Source organism: Streptomyces sp. SAI-127 (assembly GCF_029894425.1).
GTDB lineage: Bacteria > Actinomycetota > Actinomycetes > Streptomycetales > Streptomycetaceae > Streptomyces.
Window position 1 is genome coordinate 118,260 of the sequence record NZ_JARXYJ010000003.1, and the last position, 18,335, is coordinate 136,594.

Genomic DNA, 18,335 nt, shown 5'->3' on the forward strand with positions numbered 1-18,335 from the left:
GCCTGTGAACCCGCTTTCGAAAGGAACCCTCTGATGTATTCCATCGGTCCGCTGACCGTCGCCCCCGGCGAGCGCGCCCAGGGCCTCATCCCGGTCGGCACCAGCAGCTACGGCGTGGAACTCGGCATACCGCTGATCGTCGTCAACGGCGCCGAGGACGGTCCGGTGCTGTGCGTGGACGCCGGTGTGCACGGTGACGAGTACGACGGGCAGGAGGCCATCCGCCGCGTCCTCGCCGAGGCCGACCCGGCCACCCTGCGCGGCACGCTCGTCGGCATCCCCTGCATGAACACCCCGGCTTTCGAGGCGGCGGCCCGCACCAGCGGCCTGGACTACCTCAACCTCAACCGGATCTTCCCGGGCGACGCGGAGGGCTCGTACTCCCTGCGCCTGGCCGCCACCTTCGTCGAGCAGGTCGTGCCCGCCATCGACGCGCTCGTCGACCTGCACACAGGCGGCACCTTCGGCGAGATCGCCCCGCTCGTCATCCTCCAGGGCGGCTACGAGGACCTGGCCACGGACCTGGCGCTGGCCGCCGGGCACGAGCTGGTGTGGAAGGGCGGCAAGTGGGGCGGCACGGTCCGCCATCCCACCCTGGCGGCGGGTAAGCCGGCCATCACCATCGAGGCGGGCGGCGGCACCTACCGGGAGTCGAACGTCGAGCTGCACATCGATTCGATCCGCAACATCATGCGGCAGCTGAAGATGATCGACGGCGAGACCCAGCTGCGCGACAGCTACACGGCCACCTCCGGCACCTTCGCCCGCTCCGACGCCGGCGGCTTCTTCCTCGGCCATGCCGAGCCGGGGGAGACGTGCAAGGAAGGCGACCTGATCGCCCACATCGTCGACCACTACGGCAACACGCTGGAGGAGGTCCGCGCCCCGCAGGACGGCATCGTGCTGTGGGTGCGCCGGATCCGCACGGTCCGCCCGGGCGACGAGGTCGTCATCTTCGGCGAGGTGCAGGGGGAGATACGGCCATGAGCGGCGGCACCCAGTTGCTCCTGGTCGACGGCAAGCTGATCCCGGCCGCGGACGCTCGCACCTTCACCGTTCTCGATCCGTCCGACGGGACGGCCATCGCCCAGGTCGCGCTGGCCGGTCCGGCGGACGTGGACCAGGCGGTGGCGGCGGCGCGCGCGGCCTTCACCTCGCCCGAGTGGGCCCGGATGCGGGCCGCGGACCGGGGCCGGATCCTGTACCGGATCGCCGAGGCCATCCGCTACCAGGGCGAACGGCTGGCGCGCCTGGAGAGCCAGGACACCGGCAAGCCGCTCAGCCAGGCGAAGGCCGACGTCGAGGCCGCCGCCCGCTACTTCGAGTTCTACGCGGGCTTCGCCGACAAGCTCGGCGGGTCCACGATCCCGCTGGGCCCGGGGCTGCTCGACTACACCGTGCGCGAGCCGATCGGCGTCTCCGGCCAGATCATCCCGTTCAACTACCCACTGCAGAACACCGCGAGGGGCTCCGCCCCAGCACTGGCCGCGGGCTGCACGGTGGTGCTCAAACCCTCCCCCGAGGCGCCGCTGACCCCACTGGAGATCGGCAGGATCGCCCTGGAGTGCGGCCTGCCACCCGGCGTCCTCAACGTCGTCCCCGGCGACGGCGAGACCGGCGCCGCCCTCGCCGGACACCCCGACATCGACCAGGTCACCTTCACCGGCTCCGTCCCCACCGGCATCAAGGTCGCCCAGGCGGCCGCCGCCAACGTGGTGCCGTCCGTCACCGAGTTGGGCGGCAAGTCGCCGTTCGTCGTCTTCGCCGACGCCGACTTCGACCTGGCCCTGAAGGCGATCCTGGGCGCCTCGTTCAGCAACGCCGGACAGATGTGCTCGGCCGGGACGCGTCTCCTGCTCCAGCGCGGTGCCGAGGAGTTCCTGGACCGGCTCGTGGAGAAGATCGCCACCCTGAGCGTCGGCCCAGGCCTGTCCGACCCGGACATCGGCCCGCTGGTCGCCGCCCGCCAGCGCGACCGGGTGCTGGGCTACCTCGACCTGGCCCGGCAGGAGGGCGCGACGGTCAGGGTCGGCGGCGGTGCGCCGTCCGACCCGGCACTGGCCGACGGCTACTACATCGAGCCGACCGTCCTCACCGGCCTGACCAACCAGGCCCGTTGCGCCCGCGAGGAGATCTTCGGCCCCGTCGTCACCGTCATCGACTTCGACGATGCCGACGAGGCCCTGGCCATCGCCAACGACAGCCCGTACGGCCTCTCCTCCTACGTCTGGACCCGCGACATCGACAAGGCGATGCGCCTCGCGGAGGGCATCCGCGCCGGCCAGGTCTCCGTCAACGCCACCGGCGTCGGCACCGGCGTCGAACTGCCCTTCGGCGGCTACAAGCACAGCGGCTGGGGCCGGGAGAAGGGCCTCGAAGCCCTGGCGAGCTACACGCAGACCAAGAACGTCTGCATCGGATTCGGGAGCCGGTCATGAGGTACCGCAAGCTGGGCGAACGCGGTCCGGCCGTCTCCGTGGTCGGAGTCGGCGGCAACAACTTCGGCTCCCGCCTGGACGAGGACGGCACGAAGGCCGTCGTCCACGCGGCCCTCGACGCCGGGGTCACCCTGTTCGACACCGCCGACATGTACGGCGGGTTCGGCGAACAGGGCGGCACGCGCGGTGACGGCGAACGGCTGCTTGGCGCCGCCCTCAAGGGCAACCGCGACGACGTCGTCCTGGCCACCAAGTTCGGCATGGAGATGGGGCCGGAGGCCGATCAGTACGGTCGGCGAGGTGCCCGCGCCTATATCCGGTACGCCGTCGAAGCCTCGCTCCGCCGTCTCGGCACCGACCGCATCGACTTGTACCAGTACCACGAGCCGGACGGCGTCACCCCGCTCGACGAGACGATCGCCGCCCTGCGCGAACTCGTCGGCGAGGGCAAGATCGGGTACATAGGCTGCTCCGCCCTCCCGGCCGAGGACCTGAGCGATGCCTTCGTGTCCACCCAGGCCCGCTACCACCTGCTCGACCGCGGTGTGGAAGCCGATCTGATCCCCGCGTGCCTTCAACACGGCATCGGTCTTCTCCCCTACTACCCGCTGGCCAACGGCCTGCTCAGTGGCAAGTACCGGCGCGGCGAGCGGCCCCCGGCAGGCAGCCGCCTGTCCTGGCGGCAGGGCTGGCTCACCGACGAGGCCCTCGACCGCGTCGAAGCACTCACCGCGTACGCCACCCAGCGCGGCCTGACCCTCCTCCAGGTCGCCGTCGGCGCACTCGCCGCCCTGCCCGCCGTCGGCTCCGTCATCTGCGGCGCCATGACCCCCGCCCAGGTCACCGCCAACGCGGCGGCGGCCGACTGGATCCCCGACGCGGCCGACCTGGCCGCCCTCGACGCGATCGTCTCCCCCGGTGAACGCATCGTCTGAAGCTCTCAACTCCCCCTGAAAACCCTCGAATCGGAGCGAAGAACCATGCGAGAGATCGTCACCTTCGACGCCTACGGCACCCTGGTCGACTTCCAGCTCGGCCCCACCACCCTCAAGGTCCTCGCCGACCGGCTGGACCTGGACAACCTGGACGTCGACGAGTTCCTCGACGACTTCCGCGTCATGCGCTTCCAAGCCGTCCTGGAGGCGTACCGCCCCTACCACGAGATCCTCCACTCCAGCCTGAAGACGGCCATGCGCCTGCACGGCCTGGAGTACCGCACCTCCGACGGCGACGCCCTCGTCGAGGCCGTTCCCACCTTCGGCCCCTTCCCGGAGGTACCGGACGCCCTGCGCGCCCTGAAGAGCAAGTACGAGATCGCCATCATCACCAACAGCGACGACAACCTGATCGCCCGGAACGTCGAGAACATCGGCGTCGAGTTCGACTACGTCATCACCGCCGAGCAGGCAGGCGCCTACAAGCCGGACCGCCAGACCTTCGAGCACGCCTTCAAGACCATGGGCGTGCAGCCCTCGCAGGTCATCCACACCGCCCAGGGCTGGGAGTACGACCACATCCCGACCCGTGACCTCGGCCTGAAGCGCCGGGTGTGGATCAACCGCTACGGCCGCCCCGGCAGCGCCGACTACCAGCCCTACGACGAGCTCACCGACATGACGGGCCTGCCGAAGCTGCTCGGCTGCTGACAGCACGGCTGCACGGCTACACGGCGACACAGGACAGAGAACACAGAGGACGCACGCCATGAAGCAGATCCCCTATTGGCTCGACACCGCTCCCGCCCTGCCCGACCGGTCCGGAAAGGACCTGCCCGACGAGGCGGACGTGGTGGTCATCGGCGGCGGCCTCACCGGCCTGTCCACCGCCTACCACGCCGCCCGCAAGGGCGCCCGGGTCGTCCTCGTCGAGAAGGACAAGGTCGGCTCGGGCGCGTCCGGCCGCAACGGCAGCATGTGCACCCAGGGCATCACCATCGGCACGGGCGAGGCCCGCAAGCGCTACGGCCAGGAACGCGCCCGTGAGCTGTACGACTCCTTCCGCGAGGCCGTCGACGTCGTCGAGGAGCTCACGCGCAACGAGAAGATCGACTGCGACTTCAACCGCGCGGGCCGCCTGGGCGTGGCGTACAAGCCCCAACACTTCGAGTCGATGAAGGCCACCCAGCGCGACCTGGCCGACAACTTCGACCACCAGACCCAGCTGTTGTCCCGCGGCGAGCTGAAGGCCGAACTGGGCTCGGACTACTACCACGGCGCCCTGCTGGACCCGCTCAGCGCCGCCCTGCACGTGGGCAAGTACGTCCACGGCCTGGCGGAGGCCGCCGAACGCGCCGGCGCCGAGATCCACGAACGCAACGCCGCCACCGGTCTGACCCGCCTGCCCGGTGGCGGATTCGACGTGGAGACCCTGCACGGCACCATCCGAGCGAAGCAGGTCATGGCCGCGACCGACGCCTACACCGACAAGGCGCTGCCCTGGTTCCGCAAGCGGCTGATCAACGTCGGCAGCTTCATCATCGTCACCGAACCGCTCGGTGAGGAACGCGCCCGCGAACTCATCCCCAACGGCCGCCTGGTGGTCGACTCCAAGAACATCGGCCACTACCTCCGCCTCACCCCGGACAGCCGCCTCGCCTTCGGCGGCCGGGCCCGCTTCGCCTCCTCCAACCCCGCCTCCGACGTCAAGAGCGGCGACATCCTGAAGCAGGAGATGGCGGAGATCTTCCCGCAGCTGGCCGACGCGCGGATCGACTACGTATGGGGCGGCATGGTCGGCTTCTCCTGGGACCGTCTGCCGCACGCGGGCGAGGCAGAGGGGGCGAAGGGCCTGTACTACTCGATGGGTTACTGCGGCCACGGCGTCCAGATGGCCACGTACATGGGCCGGGCCGTCGCCGAGATGATGGACGGCAAGCCGGAGGCCAACCCCCTGCGCGGCCTCGGCTTCCCGAAGGTTCCCGTCCCCTTCTACAACGGCACGCCGTGGTTCCTGCCGTTCGGCGGGGCCTACTACAAGGCCAAGGACAAGCTGCGCTGACCCGCTGCCGAGCCGATGCCGGCCCGGTGACCCTGCGAGGGCCTTCCGTGAAGCGGTCGCGGAAGGCTCCCGCGGCAGCCGCGCCCGCGCCCCCTGCGGCCACGCCCGTACCTGCTCCAGGAGAAGGCCCCCACAGCCATGACCGCCGTTGTCACCCGCAGCGAACACGACCTGCTCGGAGACCGGGACGTCACCGCCGACGCGTACTGGGGCATCCACACCCTGCGTGCCACCGAGAACTTTCCCATCACCGGGACGCCGATCTCCGCCCACCCGCACCTCGTCGACGCTCCCGCCGTCAAGGAGGCCGCCGCCCTCGCCAACGAGGAACTCGGCCTCCTGGCACCGGAGAAGGCGGCCGCCATCGTCGCCGCCTGCCGCGAGATCCGTTCCGGCAAGCCACACGACCCGTTCATCGTCGACGTCATCCAGGGCGGCGCCGGCACCTCGACCAACATGAACGCCAACGAGGTCGCAGTCGACCAACGACATCTACCCGACGGCGGTCAAGATCGCGACCGTGTTCGCGGTGCACGAGCTGCTCCGGGCGATGGCGGTGCTCCAGGACTCCTTCGCCCGCAAGGCGGTGGAGTTCCGTGACGTACTGAAGATGGGGCGCGCAGCCGTCTGGCAGAGGCCATGGAACTGGTCCACGAGATCAACCTGGGCGCCACGGCCATCGGCACCGGCCTCAACGCCCCCGCCGGATACGCCGAGTGCGCCCGCCGCCACCTCGCCGCGATCACGGTGCTGCCGCTGGTGACGGCTGCCAACCTGGTCGAGGCCACGCAGGACTGCGGGGCGTTCGTCCAGATGTCCGGTGCTCAAGCGGATCGCCGTGAAGCTCTCCAAGGGCTGCAACGACCTGCGGTTGCTGTCGTCCGGGCCGCGCGCGGGCCTGAACGAGATCAACCTGCCGCCGGTGCAGGCGGTTTCGTCCATCATGCCGGGGAAGGTCAACCCGGCGCTTCGAGCACGAGCCGTCCGACGTGCGACGGGTACAGGTGGGCGTAGACCGCGCCGAGCGCCGTTCCGTACGAGACGCCGAAGTAGTGCAGCCGCTCGTCGCCGAGGAGGTAGCGCATCAGGTCGAGGTCGCGCGCGGTGTGCGAGGTGCCGATGTACGGCAGGAGCGCCCCGGAGTGCTCGGCGCAGGCGTCGGCCCCGTCGTAGCCGGTGTCGTCCGCGTTTTTGCCGCAGCGCACGGGGATGGTGGGATCGCCGAGCCCGTCCGAGGGCACATGGGTGTCGACCGTGACGGGCGGCGTGATCCCTCGTAGTGGCGCAGGCCCCCACGCTCACCCCCGCCCGCTCGGCAACCTCGCCCATCCGCGCCTGCCCTCCTCCGGCCGGGCGGCAGTTGCGGCTTGCACCTCACGTCAACGTCAGGTTTTAGAGTGACGAGCGTCGGATGAACACGTCATTCCGGCCCGTCAAAGTAAGGCAGATCATTATGCGCGCAGCCCGGTTCCACGAATACGGCGGAGCGGAGAGCCTGGTGATCGAGCAGGCCCCCGACCCGCACCCCGGACCCGGTGAGATTCGTGTCCGCGTCGCGGCGGCCAGCGTTAATCCCATCGACTGGAAGCTGCGCTCCGGCGCCCTGCACCAGATCTTCCCCCTGGATCTGCCCGACATTCCCGGGCGCGACGGCGCCGGTGTGGTCGACGAGATCGGCGACGGGGTGCAGGGGGTGAGCATCGGCGACCGGGTCTTCGGGTTGGGCGGCGTCACCGGCGCGACCGCGGAGCTGCTCATCCTTTCGGCCTGGGCGCACACCCCCGCCACGTGGAACGAAGAGCAGGCCGCGGGCGCCGGTCTCGCGTCCGTGACCGCGATGCGTGGGCTCGACGCGCTCGGCCCCCTCGCGGGGCGCACCCTCCTCGTCGAGGGCGCCGCCGGGGGCGTGGGCAGCGCGGCGGTCGAGATCGCCCTGGCACAAGGTGTCGGCACTGTGATCGGGACAGCCAGCGAACGCAACCACGAGTTCCTCACCTCTCTCGGCGCCGTTCCCACCACCTACGGCCCCGGCCTCGCACAGCGCCTCACCACCCTTGCTCCGCACGGCGTCGACATCGTGCTCGACACCGCGGCCTCCGGCTCCCTGGACGACCTCGTCGCGATCGCGGGCGACCCGAAGCGCGTCGCGACGGTCGCCGACCACGCGGGCGGGCAGCGCCTGGGCACGCATGTGGCCCACGCGGTGAACGACTCCACTCTCCTGTCCGCGGCGGCGGAACTGGGCGGGCAAGGCCGCTACACACCCCGTATCGAACAGGCCTACCCCCTGGAGCGGATCGCCGACGCCCACGCGCACGCCGAGCGCGGACGCACCCGAGGAAAGATCGTGATCTGCATCTGAACAGGCCGATCGGTATCTGAACAGGCCCACGAGGTAGGCAACTCGCAACGTGCGGGCCTGCGTGGCGAGCGTGCCCCCGATCGGTACCGGCGAGCGGGCGGTCCGGAGCGGGCCGATCTCCATGGCGCCTCGTCAAGCAGGCCGCCCCCACTCGGGCACCGCACGTGGCACATGAGCCGTCGCCCACGGGGCACCAGCCTCAGCAGCCCCGTGAGAGGGGTTCAAATACGGGTTCTCCATCGGTCGCAGCGGGGCCAGTCCGTGGACGCTTCGAGCGGTCCTACGGAAGTGCCCCGGAGCGGGGGAGACGTGCTGTGTCACCAGTCCTCCCGCTTCCAGAAGTAGTCGATGGTGTTGTTGGCGTAGCTTGACCCGGCGATGCCCACCAGAGCGCCGACCGCGGCGCCGACTCCGGCGCCGATCGCGGTTCCCACGCTGGGGACGACGGAGCCGATGAGCGCTCCGGCAGCGGCGCCCCCTTCGGCGCCGGCTGTGACCGAGACCGAGCTGATGGCGAAGTCGGCCGACGTCTCGACGGCTGTCTCCCCCACGTCAGGGGTGGCCTGCCAGTTCGACCACCCCGTGGCAAGGACGCCGGTAACGGGCGCGTATCTGGTGACGGCCGTGATCTTGGGGATCGCGGAGCCGAATGTTCTTCCCGCGATCTGGACCTCGCCGCCCAGGTGGGTGGAGACCAACCGCAGGTTGCCGGGGCTCTTGAGGAAGGTGGCCAGACTCCGCAGCGCCCTTTCCAGTTGTTCGGGAGTGGTGTCCGGGCTTTTGAGGATCTTTTGCACCTTCCGCCACTTCTTCGCGAGCGGCGAGACTCCGCCCTCGATGGTGCTGGCGCCGGTGAGCAGGCCGTTGACCGCCGCGCAGACCCTGCCGTCATAGCCCTGTTCGCGCAGCCCGTCGACGACTTCCAACTGCCGATGATGTCGCTTCTGGAGCTGCTGCTCGAGCTGCTCAAGCCGTGGTGACCGCTGTGGTGCTCATTGCCGGAGTGGTCCATCTTCGCGATGCACGACTCGACCTCGGCCGTGCTGCCGTTGCATCCGGTATCCGGATCCTCCAGCCTCTTTCCGGTGGGGTCGCTGCCGGTGACGGGGTCGTTGCCGGCGTAGGCGTAGCCGCCGAGCTGGGTCGGGTCGGTGGCTTCCGTGATCGGGTCGGCGGACAGGAAGCGGCCGGTGGCGGGGTCGTATTCGCGCGCGCCGAGGTTCTCCAGGCTGGTCGTGGGGTCGGGGGCGCCGCCGACGTATCCCTTGTCGCCGGGCCGGGCGCTCGGGGCGGAGCCACGGGCCTGGCCGAAGCGCAGGTACTGGCGGCGGGTGACCTGGAACGTCTGGTAGTCGATGGCGAGCGTGTCGGTGCCCTGCCGGTCCGGGATGAGGTACTGGATGTCGCCGGTGCTGGACCGTTCCGCGACGATCGTGCCGCCGGCGGTGTAGTAGCGGGTGCCGGAGACTGAAGTCGGGCATCGGGAGACCGTAGCGGTCTCCCGCTGCCGAACGTGATGCGGCCAGGCTGGGTCGCGATTGATCAGGCCCGGGTCACTGGTGCCTGCAGTTCCGTCACCCAGTCGTCACGATTTTCCGGGCACTCCAGGTTGATCTCGCGGGGGTATCCCGTCGACTGGTAGTCGTTGGCGTCGATCCAGCGGGCCAGGGCCTGGGCGGTGGGGAGCACGGTGTCCATCGACCCGCGGTGCACGATGGTCGCTGCCTGGCCGAGGGACGGCAGGTCGAGGATCCGGAAAGTGCCACCGTCCTGGAGGGGGGCGGAGACCTGGACAGCGGCGTGGACGCAGATCCTGCCGCCGCCCTCCGGAGCGTCCTCGTAGTACGCGACGCCGGGGCCCGTGGGGGTGATACCCGCCGAGCCCAGGCACCGGAACAGCTCGTCATACAGAGGCCCGATGACCGGGCCGATGTCCTCGGGCTCGAAACTCGCGGCGGTTGCGGTCAGCTCCGCCAGCCGGACGGAAGGGACCCTCTTGATGACAACGTCGTTCGTGGGCATGTGCCCCTCGCTCTCGATCGCTCGGAGCCTCGCTTCGACCTGGATCAGCCGTGCTCCTGCGGCAGCCATTGCGGTCTCCAGTTCGGCCCGCCGCAGCCGCAGCATGCCGCGCAGTTCCTCGAGGGTGACCTTCTCGTCCACGATGTCCTGGACCTGCTGGAGAGTGAATCCGAGGTCCTTGAGCGCGATGATCCGGTTGAGGCGGGCGAGCTGGGTAGCGGTGTAGTAGCGATAGCCGCTGGTGGGGTCGACGTGAGCCGGGCGCAGCAGTCCGGTCGCGTCGTAGTGACGCAGCATCCGGACCGAGACGCGGCCATGCCGGGCGAAGTCTCCGATGGTGAACATGATGTCTCCGAGCTGACCGCCTGACACGGTGTGAGGGTCAAGAAGCTACGTGGCGGCCCGGGGCAGCGAAAACTCGGGGCTTCAGCGGCGCAGTTGGGCACCGTCGAGCGCGTCCACGACGCACTGCGGGACAGGGGGCGCGAGACGGACGGCCGCAACGCCGAGCCGAGCGCCGGCCTGATCGACTCGCAGTTCATCCGCACCGCTGACACCGTCCCCGCCGTGACCAGGGGTTTCGACGCCGGCAAGAAGGTCAAGGGTCGCAAGAGGTTCCTGGTCACCGGCACCCTCGGCCTGCTCATTGCGGTCCACGTCGTCGCCGCGAGCGTCCAGGGCCGCGACGGCGCCCGTCGACCGCTCTTGTGGGCCCGGCTCGACCACCCGCAGATCCAGAAGTACTGGGCGGATCAGGGCTTCGCCGGCCGCCTGGTCGATTGGACTGCCCGGATCCTCGGCCGCGAGCTGGACATCGTCCGTAAAGACCCAGGCCAGCGCGGCTTCCAGGCCCAACCCAAGCGGTGGGCGATCGAGCGCACCTTTTCTTGGCTCACCGCCCACCGTCGCCTCGCCCGGGACTACCAGACCATTCCGGCCCGGTCCGAGACCGTGATCCGCTGGGCGATGATCGGCATCATGGTCCGCAGCCTCACCCGTGGCAGTGCGGCGACGCGGCCGGGCCCGCACCCGCTCGTGCGCACCGCAGCCGGACAAGCTACCTGACTCAGCTGAGCGGTTCGAGGACGTCGGGTGTGCCGTCCACGGCGGGACCGCAGCCTGCAGGAAGGTGTGAGGCGACGAGTTTGACGGCTTCTTCGGCGGAGTCGGCTTCGCCGACCTCCTCCCGTCCCGAGCCTCGCGGTTCATGCAGCCGCCACACGTGAAATCGTCCACCAAAGAGGGGGAAGACCGAGGGCAGGTCCTGCGACCAAGGGAAGCGGGTGCACCGGCTGAACTGCAGCGATCCATGGCTGACCAGCGGAAACAGAGCCCGGAGGGCAGGGTTTGCGTACGCCGCCTCTACAAGGGCCTTGTCGATGAGGTTCGCGTCCATCTCGCGCACGACCTGCCACTTGGCTGCCACAGGGTCGTCTGGTGCTGTCCCGGGTATGTCCTTCTCTGCCATGCTCGGACATTAGCTGACTCTGCAACCGCTGCTTCTTACGCCGCCGTTCGCCTTCCTCCCTGACGAGGCACTGCTTCACCACTACCTCATCGGCCTGGTCCGCGCGATCCCTCGCCCAGTCCGCCACGCCCTGATCACCTGGCGCGACACCGGACAGATCACCATCTCCCGCCTCACCCTGCCCGACCAGCCCGCCGAACCCGCCGATACAGAGATCGCCTACGACCTGCAGACCCGCTGGGTGGACCACAGCCCCCTGCGCCGCGCCGCGCTCGCCGCCCTGCAGCACCTCCAGGACCAGGACGTCGACCTCAGCGACGTGGAACTCTCCGGCTACCGCTTGCCAACACCCAGCCGCATGGCTGGGCGCCTCGAAGAGGCCCGCTGTTGGGTGAGCTGGAAGTGGCAGCAGTACCGGTCCATCCCGTATTGCCTGGCCGACGGTGACGGCTGGCTCGAAGTTGTGGCCCCCCGCCCGCTCCCTGCACGCCCTCCTGTTCGCCCCCGGCCCCGCCCCCGCCCAGGCATAACAACCCCAAGTCGCAGCACCAGGCGGCGGGGGAGGAGGACTGACCCGGCCGAACATGCCACGGGCCCAGGGGATCAGCTATGACGTCTCCGGGGCCCGGCTCGGGGGGTGCACTGTCCAACGATCGCCGGGTTCTGGAGGGTGGGTCGGCGGCCCGGGGCCCCTGGCACGTAGGAGTGGAGGCGGGCGTAGGAGGTCAGCTTGGTGGCGAGCCGTTCCGGGCCCATTGTGGCGCGGTCGACTTCCACGAATGCCCGCAGCATCGGCCCGCCATCACTGCCGACCGGGCCGCGCTGGTAGTAGAGGAGGGCGTCGGGGATGACGGCCTCGCCGTTGCCGATCGGGTGGTGGACCTCGGTCATCCAGTCCAGTGGCCGGCCCAGGTCGCCGCGTCGGCGCGCGTCCTGGAGGAAGGCAAGCGCGGTCTCGATCACCGTCAGGGCGTGGCCCACCCTGGGGCGTACGGCGGTCGGATCGGATGCTGCCCGCGGGGGCCGGCGCCCGCGCAACGCGGGCCACTCGCAGGAGAGTCGCGCACCATACGAAGCCGGGGGATCGCGGAGTGGCCTTACATGCGGGCACGGTCCAGAAAGAGGGCGACCAGTAAAGCAGTGCCGTCCGTATATGTGCCTTGCAGGCGAACATGTCGGAAAGTGCCCATAGGCCGCCATATTTGGGCCGCCACAGACGGCGATGTAACACGGCGGCGCGTGCAAGACGCAGAACAAGGCAGTGGTGGGTCACGGTCCAGGCTGCGTTCAGGGCCCGGGCGCCCCTGCCGACGGAACACGCGTCAGATTGGATTGCACGTGAACAGCACCGACCCGGTTACCGGATACCAGACGTACGACCGGCCCCCAGAGCGCGGCCGCTCTGCGCGCAACCAGGCCGCTGCACGGCGGACAGCCCTTGTGATCTGCACAATCGCTGACATCGCGGCCGGTTTGCTCGGCCTGTGGATCGTGCTCTACCTGCTCGATGCGAACCAGCCGAATTCATTCGTCGAGTTCGTGCGCGGAACGGCGGACTGGCTGTCCGGATGGGCACAGGACATTTTCACCATGGACACAGAGGGTCTGCGTGTTGTCCTCAATTATGGCTTGCCGGCTGTCATATATCTGCTTCTCGGCCACGACATCGCTGCCAGATTCAACCGGGTCTGACGGAATGTCGGTAACCATCGAAGACCGGCACCAGCAGAAAACGGACGGGATCCTCACTCACCGGGCGCGGCTGATGAAAGGCTCCCGGAAGACGGCCGCTGCGCGGCCCGGAGCCCAACCAGCGAAAGGAGCAGTGCGGTGACACCTACCGTCGGCGAAGGCGACCCCGTACCGATCTATGCGGACTTGGTGCGTGAACGAGGTGATGTCGTGGCGGAGGCCCAGCAGGCTGCTGAGCGCACCCAGCAGCAAGCGGCGGAACTGCTGGGCGGACAGCACGCAGGGCAGCCGCAGCTGCCAACGGCGTAGCGAGACCGGCGTCGATGCCCCGTGCTGGCGCCGTGAGCGCGCCGGTCCGGCCGCTGCCCCCCGTCGGGCGGCCTTGGCTTTGTCCTCGCTCGCGGGCTGGGCGACGCGGTTCAGGGAACGTGTCGTAGTCCATCCGGATGCCGGTTTCCGGCAGGTGCGGTGGCGACGCGGCGCAGCTGCTCGCCGATCTTCTGGGTGAGGGTGGTGGAGCATTGCACCTTGCGTAGAAGTCGGCAGAGGCCGGGCCAGGAACGGGCCGGGGGCGCATGAAGGTACCGAGCGGCAGGGCCGTATGCTGCAGTGGGTGAGGCGGGTGCCGCTCATGCGTCGTATCCGTCCGTGGCGACCGGGTGACCCCTTTCCGATACCAGGTGCCCGACGAATGACCTGGAGGTTGACCGGTGATCACCCTGTCCGCAGTGGGAGGAGTGGCCCTGGTCGAGCTGGGCATGGCGCTGACCCCGGGACCGAACATGATCCACCTCGCCTCTCGCGCGATCGCCCAAGGCCGCAGGGCGGGCCTGGTCAGCCTCAGTGGGACCGCTGTGGGATTCGTGTGCTATCTGCTGGCCGCGGCTGCGGGCCTGTCTGCGTTGTTCGCCGCTGTGCCGGTGGCATTCACGGTGGTCAAGCTTGCCGGGGCCGCCTACCTGGCTTACCTGGCCTGGGGCATGCTCAAGCCCGGCGGGCGCTCGCCCTTCGCCCCGGCCCATGACCTGACTCCGGTCTCCGACGCCCGCCTGTTCTCGATGGGGCTGCTGACCAACCTGCTCAACCCCAAGATCGCTCTCCTGTATGCCGCGCTACTGCCGCAGTTCCTGGACCCGCAAGCAGGTCCGGCCTGGGGGCAACTCCTCCAGCTCGGTGGTGTGCAGATCGTCGTGGGCATCGCCGTGAACGCTCTGATCGTGCTGGGCGCAGCGCGGGTGTCGGGGTTCCTGGCCGCCCGGCCCCGCGCCATGGCCGCCCAGCGGTTCACAGCAGGCGGCCTGCTCAGCGTCTTCGCGTTGCGCACCGCCCTGTCCCGCACTGCTGTCTCCACGTGAGGCCTCCGCTGCGCGGGGCAGCTGACCAGTTGGTAAGGCGGCGGCGTGACGTGATTTCAGGTTCACTGGTTCGGCCGCCGCCTGGGCCCGTCCGGCGGATCTTGGTCGAAAGCCGCCCGGAGGCGTGAGACCAGGGGGTTTGAGTCACTCTTGCGCCAAGCGACGGCGACTCGTGTCCGCGCGGCGTTGGGCTCGATCCTACGGAAGGCAACGCCTTTGAGGCGGATACGGCGGATGCTCTCCGGGGCCAGTGAGACGCCCAGGCCGGTTTCCACCAGGGCGCAGACGGTCTGCCATTCCACGGCGTGCTGAGTCACCTGAGGTGTGAAGCCTGCCGCGATGCACAAGTTGGTGATCTGGTCGTACAGCGAAGGGCCGACGGTGCGAGGCAACAGCACAAAGGGGCAGTTCACCAACTGCTCGACTCTGACGGCTCGCTGTGTCGCGAGTGGGTGCGAGGAGGGCAGGACGGCCACGAACGGTTCGTCCAGTACGGTCTCGAATCCGAGTTCCGCGTCATGGGGAGGCGGCTCGCGCAACAGGCCGATGTCGATCGACCCTTCGCGCAGAGCAGCCAGTTGAGGTGTGGTGGTCATCTCCCGAATGTCCAGGTCCACTGCGGGAAATCGCCCCCGGAAGGTTCGCAGCAGGCCAGGGAGGACAGTGAGGGCGACGGAGGCGGCGAAGCCGATCCGCAGGCGGCCGGCCCTGCCGCCACCGACCTGGCGAGCTGCGGTCAGGCCGTCCGCGAGGTCGGTCAGGGCATGCCGGGCGGCGGGGAGAAGCTCCCGGCCGGCCGGGGTGAGTCCGACGCGCCCCGGTTCGCGGCTGAACAGCGCGTAGCCGACCTTGTCCTCCAGACGGCGGATCTGCTGGCTCAGCGGCGGCTGGGCGATGCCCAAGCGGGTAGCGGCGTGGCCGAAGTGGAGTTCCTCGGCAAGAACGACGAAGGCGTGCAGTTGCGGCAGGGGAAGTTCAGGGCGCTCCATACGCTTAGAGATATCACTCCATGCATGAGGGCGTATTAGACGTATCGGTGCTGGTCACTTAGCGTTCGGCGCATGACGGAGCGACGTTCAATACTCAGCGGCTCGACGTTCGAGGAACACATCGGCTATGCCCGCGCTGTGGTCGACGGCGACTGGGTTCATGTGTCCGGGACGACCGGATTCGACTACACCACCATGACGATCTCCGACGACGTGGTGGAGCAGGCGGAGCAGTGCCTGCGCAACATCGAGGTCGCCCTGACCGAAGCGAAATGCACCTTTGCTGACGTGGTGCGGGTGCGCTACCTGCTGCCCGACCGGGCGGACTTCGAGCCCTGCTGGCCGGTGCTACGACGCACGTTCGGAGGGGTCCGGCCGGCCGCCACCATGCTCATGTGCGGCCTCGCCGACCCCCGCATGAAGATCGAGATCGAGGTGTACGCCCGGCGGGTCACCGCGTAACCGCTCGTGATGCGATTTGGGTGAAGGGGGGCACCGTGTCCGGGATCGGGTGGGGCGATCTGACGCGTGCCGAATGCCGGCTCAAACCACTGCCGTCCGGCGGCGGACTGCCGGGCGGACGGTGGCGCGGCTCCGGTGAACGTCAGCCGGGTGGGCTCACAATCCGAGCCTGACCTTGAACCGGGGCCTTGTGTCCGGGCTGTCGGATCCGGCCAGTCAGTCCCGTTGCGAGGCCGTGCACGGTGACCAGGTCGTGAAGCAGCCCAGAGGTCTCTTCGGGGGCAGCCCAGAGGCACGCGCCACCTCCTCCAGGGGGACCGCTTCGCCCGAATGTTCCTACTGTTGTCGGCGTTCGCACGGAAGTACCCAGCCGGGTGCGGATGAACGTGCCCAGTTCGTCGGCCGCCGCGGCACCGGATCTCCCGATAGCCCTCCCATCATCGGGCGGAGGCGCGCTCCGAGGTGGGAGCGCGGCCCCATCGCGGAGCGACGCCCGCCGCGCCGATGAGTCTCGGGGACGGGGCCGGTCTGCACAGGTATGGAGACTCACACACTCGAGACAGCCGGCGCGGACCTCGTCTATGACGTTCGCGGGCCGCTGCCGACCGCAGATGGACGCCCGCCGTTGTTCATGATCGGGCAGCCCATGGACGCTACTGGCTTCGCCGCGCTCGCCGCGCGCTTCCCCGAGCGGACCGTGGCCACCTATGACCCGCGCGGCCTCGGTCGCAGCACCCGTAAGGATGGACGGGTCGACCACACGCCGCAGACCCAGGCCGACGACGTGCACGCCGTCATCGAGGCGCTCGGGGCGGGGCCGGTTGAGATGTTCGGCAGCAGTGGGGGAGCAGTCACCGCGCTCGCGGTCGTGGCGAAGTATCCCGCAGACGTGACCACCCTGGTCGCGCACGAGCCGCCGCTCATCACCCTCACGCTGGACGGCCCGGCGGCCGTGCGGGCGCGGGCCGGAGTCCGGGAGGCCTACGAGAAGCGGGGATGGGGGGCCGGAATGGCTGCGTTCGTGGCGATGACCTCGTGGAAGGGAGAGTTCACCGACGCGTACTTCGCACAGCCAGAGGCCGATCCCGCCGCGTTCGGGATGCCCACGGAGGATGACGGCTCACGTGACGATCCGCTACTGTCCGACCGGTCATGGGCGGTCAGCAGCTATCGGCCGGATGCCGACGCGATCGCCGCTGCGCCGACCCGCGTCGTGATCGCTGTGGGCGAGGAGTCCGAAGACGTGCTGACCGGACGCACCTCCGTTGCGACGGCTGAACTGCTCGGACAGCGGGTGACCGTGTTCCCGAGCCATCACGGCGGGTTCTTGGACGGAGAGTTCGGATATGCGGGGAAGCCGGACGAGTTCGCGCATCGGCTGCGCCAGGTCCTTGACGGCGCCTCGTAAGCCAACCGCTGACCGAGTAGCTTTTCCACCCCGGGTGCTCTGGCCTCGAGCACCATGAGAGCTGGGCACGCGCGGTTGGTACCTGCCTGGGGACGTTCGGGCGTACGCCGATACCGGGATCGGGGGTGCGCAATGGATGCGGCCGCCAATCCTGATCGACCGACGGCTGCTGGCCCGTTGGACAGCAGCCTTCAGGGCGTGGAGTGGCGCGCTGCTCCGCGGCGGCGCCAGGCGGATCAGCGAATCCCGGGGATGTCGGGTGTGCCCGAATCCAGGACGTCCACAGTAAGCAACATTGCCCGATTGAATAATCCTTTGCGCATATTTGGAGAGACCGCCGTGGAATATTTGCGGAAATGATCATTAAGGTCGTCGTGGTTTCGGCGTTTTTTGCCTTTTTTCGTGGCACGTCCTCATCCGTCATATGGGGGATCCTATGTTGCTTGCCCAACATGCCAGACACAACTGCACGCGCTCCGCGACTTCGACAATCATCTCCTACACGCCCTACAACGTCGGCTGGTACACATGGCGAAGCTGACAAAGGTACGCGTTGTAGGGGTGATTGTCCTGACTGCGAGCATTCCCCTTGTAGCGGGCTGTACCACGCATGACGACCGGAACTCAAAAACGTCCCGAACGCTTCCGGGCCCCCGTCCCATCCGACTGCGCTCATCGATGTGACAAAAACTCCACCGGACATCTCCGGCTCGACCAGAACTCTCGTTCGCCTGGCCGACCGAACAGGGTCGGAAGAGGTGACAGTGATCCCAAGCATCAAGGCAGGGACCATCGCCGTGGCAACCGAATGCGCCGGCGAGGGAAAGACGATCATCATGGTCGGGAAATTGACCACCTACACCATCCCCTGCACGACCACACCCACAACGACCTACAACGAGATCGGGCTGGACAGAAGCAAGCAACACGTCCTCATCGCGGTCACGGCCAGCGCCGGAATCCACTGGGGCTTGTCAGTCGGATGGCGGCCGGGACATGAACGCCCGTTGTGACCGCTATCCCCGCCCCAAAGCGCCCCGGAAGGCTCCGGGGCGGCCCGGACGCTGCTCAGATGCCTACGCCAAGGGAACGCTGTATGGCTTTCCCGGTACGTTTTACTCGTACTTGCCGAGTGGTGGCGG

The 18,335-nt window shown here is 68.8% G+C and carries 17 protein-coding genes and 3 pseudogenes; 14 read left to right on the plus strand and 6 right to left on the minus strand.

What is annotated here, in order from left to right; all coding sequences use genetic code 11:
* Positions 1-33 precede the first annotated feature (33 nt).
* The 6 genes and pseudogenes from M2157_RS47760 to M2157_RS47785 form a co-directional block, all read left to right on the plus strand.
* Complete coding sequence (locus M2157_RS47760) at positions 34-987, plus strand: M14 family metallopeptidase (RefSeq protein ID WP_280859249.1); 954 nt, start codon at positions 34-36, stop codon at positions 985-987.
* Positions 984-2,438, plus strand: coding sequence for an aldehyde dehydrogenase family protein (locus M2157_RS47765; protein ID WP_280868616.1), 1,455 nt, complete (start codon positions 984-986; stop codon positions 2,436-2,438). Before M2157_RS47760 ends, M2157_RS47765 begins: the two co-directional genes overlap by 4 nt.
* The gene (locus M2157_RS47770) at positions 2,435-3,373 is read left to right on the plus strand and encodes an aldo/keto reductase (RefSeq protein WP_280859247.1); all 939 of its coding nucleotides are present in this window, start codon (positions 2,435-2,437) and stop codon (positions 3,371-3,373) included. The genes M2157_RS47765 and M2157_RS47770 overlap by 4 nt, the downstream gene beginning before the upstream one ends.
* A 45-nt stretch (positions 3,374-3,418) precedes the next feature.
* The gene (locus M2157_RS47775) at positions 3,419-4,084 is read left to right on the plus strand and encodes a haloacid dehalogenase type II (RefSeq protein WP_280859246.1); all 666 of its coding nucleotides are present in this window, start codon (positions 3,419-3,421) and stop codon (positions 4,082-4,084) included.
* Positions 4,085-4,142: 58 nt separating this feature from the next.
* A complete protein-coding gene (locus tag M2157_RS47780; RefSeq protein WP_280859245.1) occupies positions 4,143-5,435 on the plus strand; it encodes an FAD-binding oxidoreductase in 1,293 nt (430 codons plus the stop codon).
* A 138-nt stretch (positions 5,436-5,573) separates the two neighbouring features.
* A pseudogene (locus M2157_RS47785) lies at positions 5,574-6,399 on the plus strand (lyase family protein); the annotation flags it as partial.
* Here M2157_RS47785 and M2157_RS47790 read toward each other — a convergent pair.
* A pseudogene (locus tag M2157_RS47790) lies at positions 6,398-6,649 on the minus strand (alpha/beta fold hydrolase); the annotation flags it as partial. The pseudogenes M2157_RS47785 and M2157_RS47790 overlap by 2 nt on opposite strands.
* Before the next feature lie 239 nt (positions 6,650-6,888).
* Between M2157_RS47790 and M2157_RS47795 the strand changes: the two are divergent.
* A complete protein-coding gene (locus M2157_RS47795; RefSeq protein ID WP_280859244.1) occupies positions 6,889-7,797 on the plus strand; it encodes an NADP-dependent oxidoreductase in 909 nt (302 codons plus the stop codon).
* Positions 7,798-8,114: 317 nt separating this feature from the next.
* Here M2157_RS47795 and M2157_RS47800 read toward each other — a convergent pair whose 3' ends face one another.
* A complete protein-coding gene (locus M2157_RS47800) occupies positions 8,115-8,723 on the minus strand; it encodes a hypothetical protein (RefSeq protein WP_280859243.1) in 609 nt (202 codons plus the stop codon).
* A 47-nt stretch (positions 8,724-8,770) separates the two neighbouring features.
* Here M2157_RS47800 and M2157_RS47805 point away from each other — a divergent pair, with 47 nt between their 5' ends.
* Complete coding sequence (locus tag M2157_RS47805; RefSeq protein ID WP_280859242.1) at positions 8,771-9,268, plus strand: hypothetical protein; 498 nt, start codon at positions 8,771-8,773, stop codon at positions 9,266-9,268.
* Positions 9,269-9,339: 71 nt separating this feature from the next.
* On the opposite strand, the gene M2157_RS47810 is transcribed toward M2157_RS47805, so the two are convergent.
* A complete protein-coding gene (locus M2157_RS47810; RefSeq protein ID WP_280859241.1) occupies positions 9,340-10,164 on the minus strand; it encodes a MerR family transcriptional regulator in 825 nt (274 codons plus the stop codon).
* 96 nt (positions 10,165-10,260) lie between these two features.
* Between M2157_RS47810 and M2157_RS47815 the strand changes: the two are divergent.
* Positions 10,261-10,884 (plus strand): annotated as a pseudogene (locus M2157_RS47815) (transposase); the annotation flags it as partial.
* Between the two features lies 1 nt (position 10,885).
* Here the strand turns inward: M2157_RS47815 and M2157_RS47820 are convergent.
* Both M2157_RS47820 and M2157_RS47825 read right to left on the minus strand, forming a co-directional pair.
* Positions 10,886-11,287 carry a DUF6193 family natural product biosynthesis protein gene (locus tag M2157_RS47820; protein ID WP_280859240.1) on the minus strand — a complete coding sequence of 134 codons (402 nt, stop codon included), beginning with the start codon at positions 11,285-11,287 and terminating at the stop codon, positions 10,886-10,888.
* Between the two features lie 603 nt (positions 11,288-11,890).
* Entirely contained in the window at positions 11,891-12,487 is a 597-nt protein-coding gene (locus M2157_RS47825) for a replication-relaxation family protein (RefSeq protein WP_280859239.1), read from the minus strand.
* A gap of 138 nt (positions 12,488-12,625) precedes the next feature.
* On the opposite strand from M2157_RS47825, the gene M2157_RS47830 reads away from it, so the two are divergent.
* Complete coding sequence (locus M2157_RS47830) at positions 12,626-12,979, plus strand: hypothetical protein (protein ID WP_280859238.1); 354 nt, start codon at positions 12,626-12,628, stop codon at positions 12,977-12,979.
* 710 nt (positions 12,980-13,689) lie between these two features.
* A complete protein-coding gene (locus M2157_RS47835; protein WP_280859236.1) occupies positions 13,690-14,334 on the plus strand; it encodes a LysE family translocator in 645 nt (214 codons plus the stop codon).
* Between the two features lie 62 nt (positions 14,335-14,396).
* Here the strand turns inward: M2157_RS47835 and M2157_RS47840 are convergent, their stop codons facing one another.
* Positions 14,397-15,323 carry a LysR family transcriptional regulator gene (locus tag M2157_RS47840; protein WP_280859235.1) on the minus strand — a complete coding sequence of 309 codons (927 nt, stop codon included), beginning with the start codon at positions 15,321-15,323 and terminating at the stop codon, positions 14,397-14,399.
* Positions 15,324-15,395: 72 nt separating this feature from the next.
* On the opposite strand from M2157_RS47840, the gene M2157_RS47845 reads away from it, so the two are divergent.
* The 3 genes from M2157_RS47845 to M2157_RS47855 all read left to right on the plus strand — a co-directional run bounded on the left by M2157_RS47845 (position 15,396) and on the right by M2157_RS47855 (position 18,206).
* Complete coding sequence (locus M2157_RS47845; protein ID WP_280859234.1) at positions 15,396-15,785, plus strand: RidA family protein; 390 nt, start codon at positions 15,396-15,398, stop codon at positions 15,783-15,785.
* 538 nt (positions 15,786-16,323) lie between these two features.
* Positions 16,324-17,193, plus strand: a complete 870-nt coding sequence (locus tag M2157_RS47850) for an alpha/beta hydrolase (protein ID WP_280859233.1) — start codon at positions 16,324-16,326, stop codon at positions 17,191-17,193.
* 764 nt (positions 17,194-17,957) lie between these two features.
* A complete protein-coding gene (locus tag M2157_RS47855; RefSeq protein WP_280859232.1) occupies positions 17,958-18,206 on the plus strand; it encodes a hypothetical protein in 249 nt (82 codons plus the stop codon).
* The last annotated feature ends 129 nt before the right edge of the window (positions 18,207-18,335 follow it).

Excerpts from the sequence above, each read along its gene's own strand:
- M2157_RS47760 (WP_280859249.1), top strand. The coding sequence starts at position 34 with ATGTATTCCATCGGTCCGCTGACCGTCGCCCCCGGCGAGCGCGCCCAG.
- M2157_RS47765 (WP_280868616.1), top strand. The coding sequence starts at position 984 with ATGAGCGGCGGCACCCAGTTGCTCCTGGTCGACGGCAAGCTGATCCCG.
- M2157_RS47770 (WP_280859247.1), top strand. The coding sequence starts at position 2,435 with ATGAGGTACCGCAAGCTGGGCGAACGCGGTCCGGCCGTCTCCGTGGTC.
- M2157_RS47775 (WP_280859246.1), top strand. The coding sequence starts at position 3,419 with ATGCGAGAGATCGTCACCTTCGACGCCTACGGCACCCTGGTCGACTTC.
- M2157_RS47780 (WP_280859245.1), top strand. The coding sequence starts at position 4,143 with ATGAAGCAGATCCCCTATTGGCTCGACACCGCTCCCGCCCTGCCCGAC.
- M2157_RS47795 (WP_280859244.1), top strand. The coding sequence starts at position 6,889 with ATGCGCGCAGCCCGGTTCCACGAATACGGCGGAGCGGAGAGCCTGGTG.
- M2157_RS47810 (WP_280859241.1), bottom strand. The coding sequence starts at position 10,164 with ATGTTCACCATCGGAGACTTCGCCCGGCATGGCCGCGTCTCGGTCCGG.
- M2157_RS47820 (WP_280859240.1), bottom strand. The coding sequence starts at position 11,287 with ATGGCAGAGAAGGACATACCCGGGACAGCACCAGACGACCCTGTGGCA.
- M2157_RS47825 (WP_280859239.1), bottom strand. The coding sequence starts at position 12,487 with ATGGCGGCCTATGGGCACTTTCCGACATGTTCGCCTGCAAGGCACATA.
- M2157_RS47840 (WP_280859235.1), bottom strand. The coding sequence starts at position 15,323 with ATGGAGCGCCCTGAACTTCCCCTGCCGCAACTGCACGCCTTCGTCGTT.
- M2157_RS47845 (WP_280859234.1), top strand. The coding sequence starts at position 15,396 with ATGACGGAGCGACGTTCAATACTCAGCGGCTCGACGTTCGAGGAACAC.
- M2157_RS47850 (WP_280859233.1), top strand. The coding sequence starts at position 16,324 with ATGGAGACTCACACACTCGAGACAGCCGGCGCGGACCTCGTCTATGAC.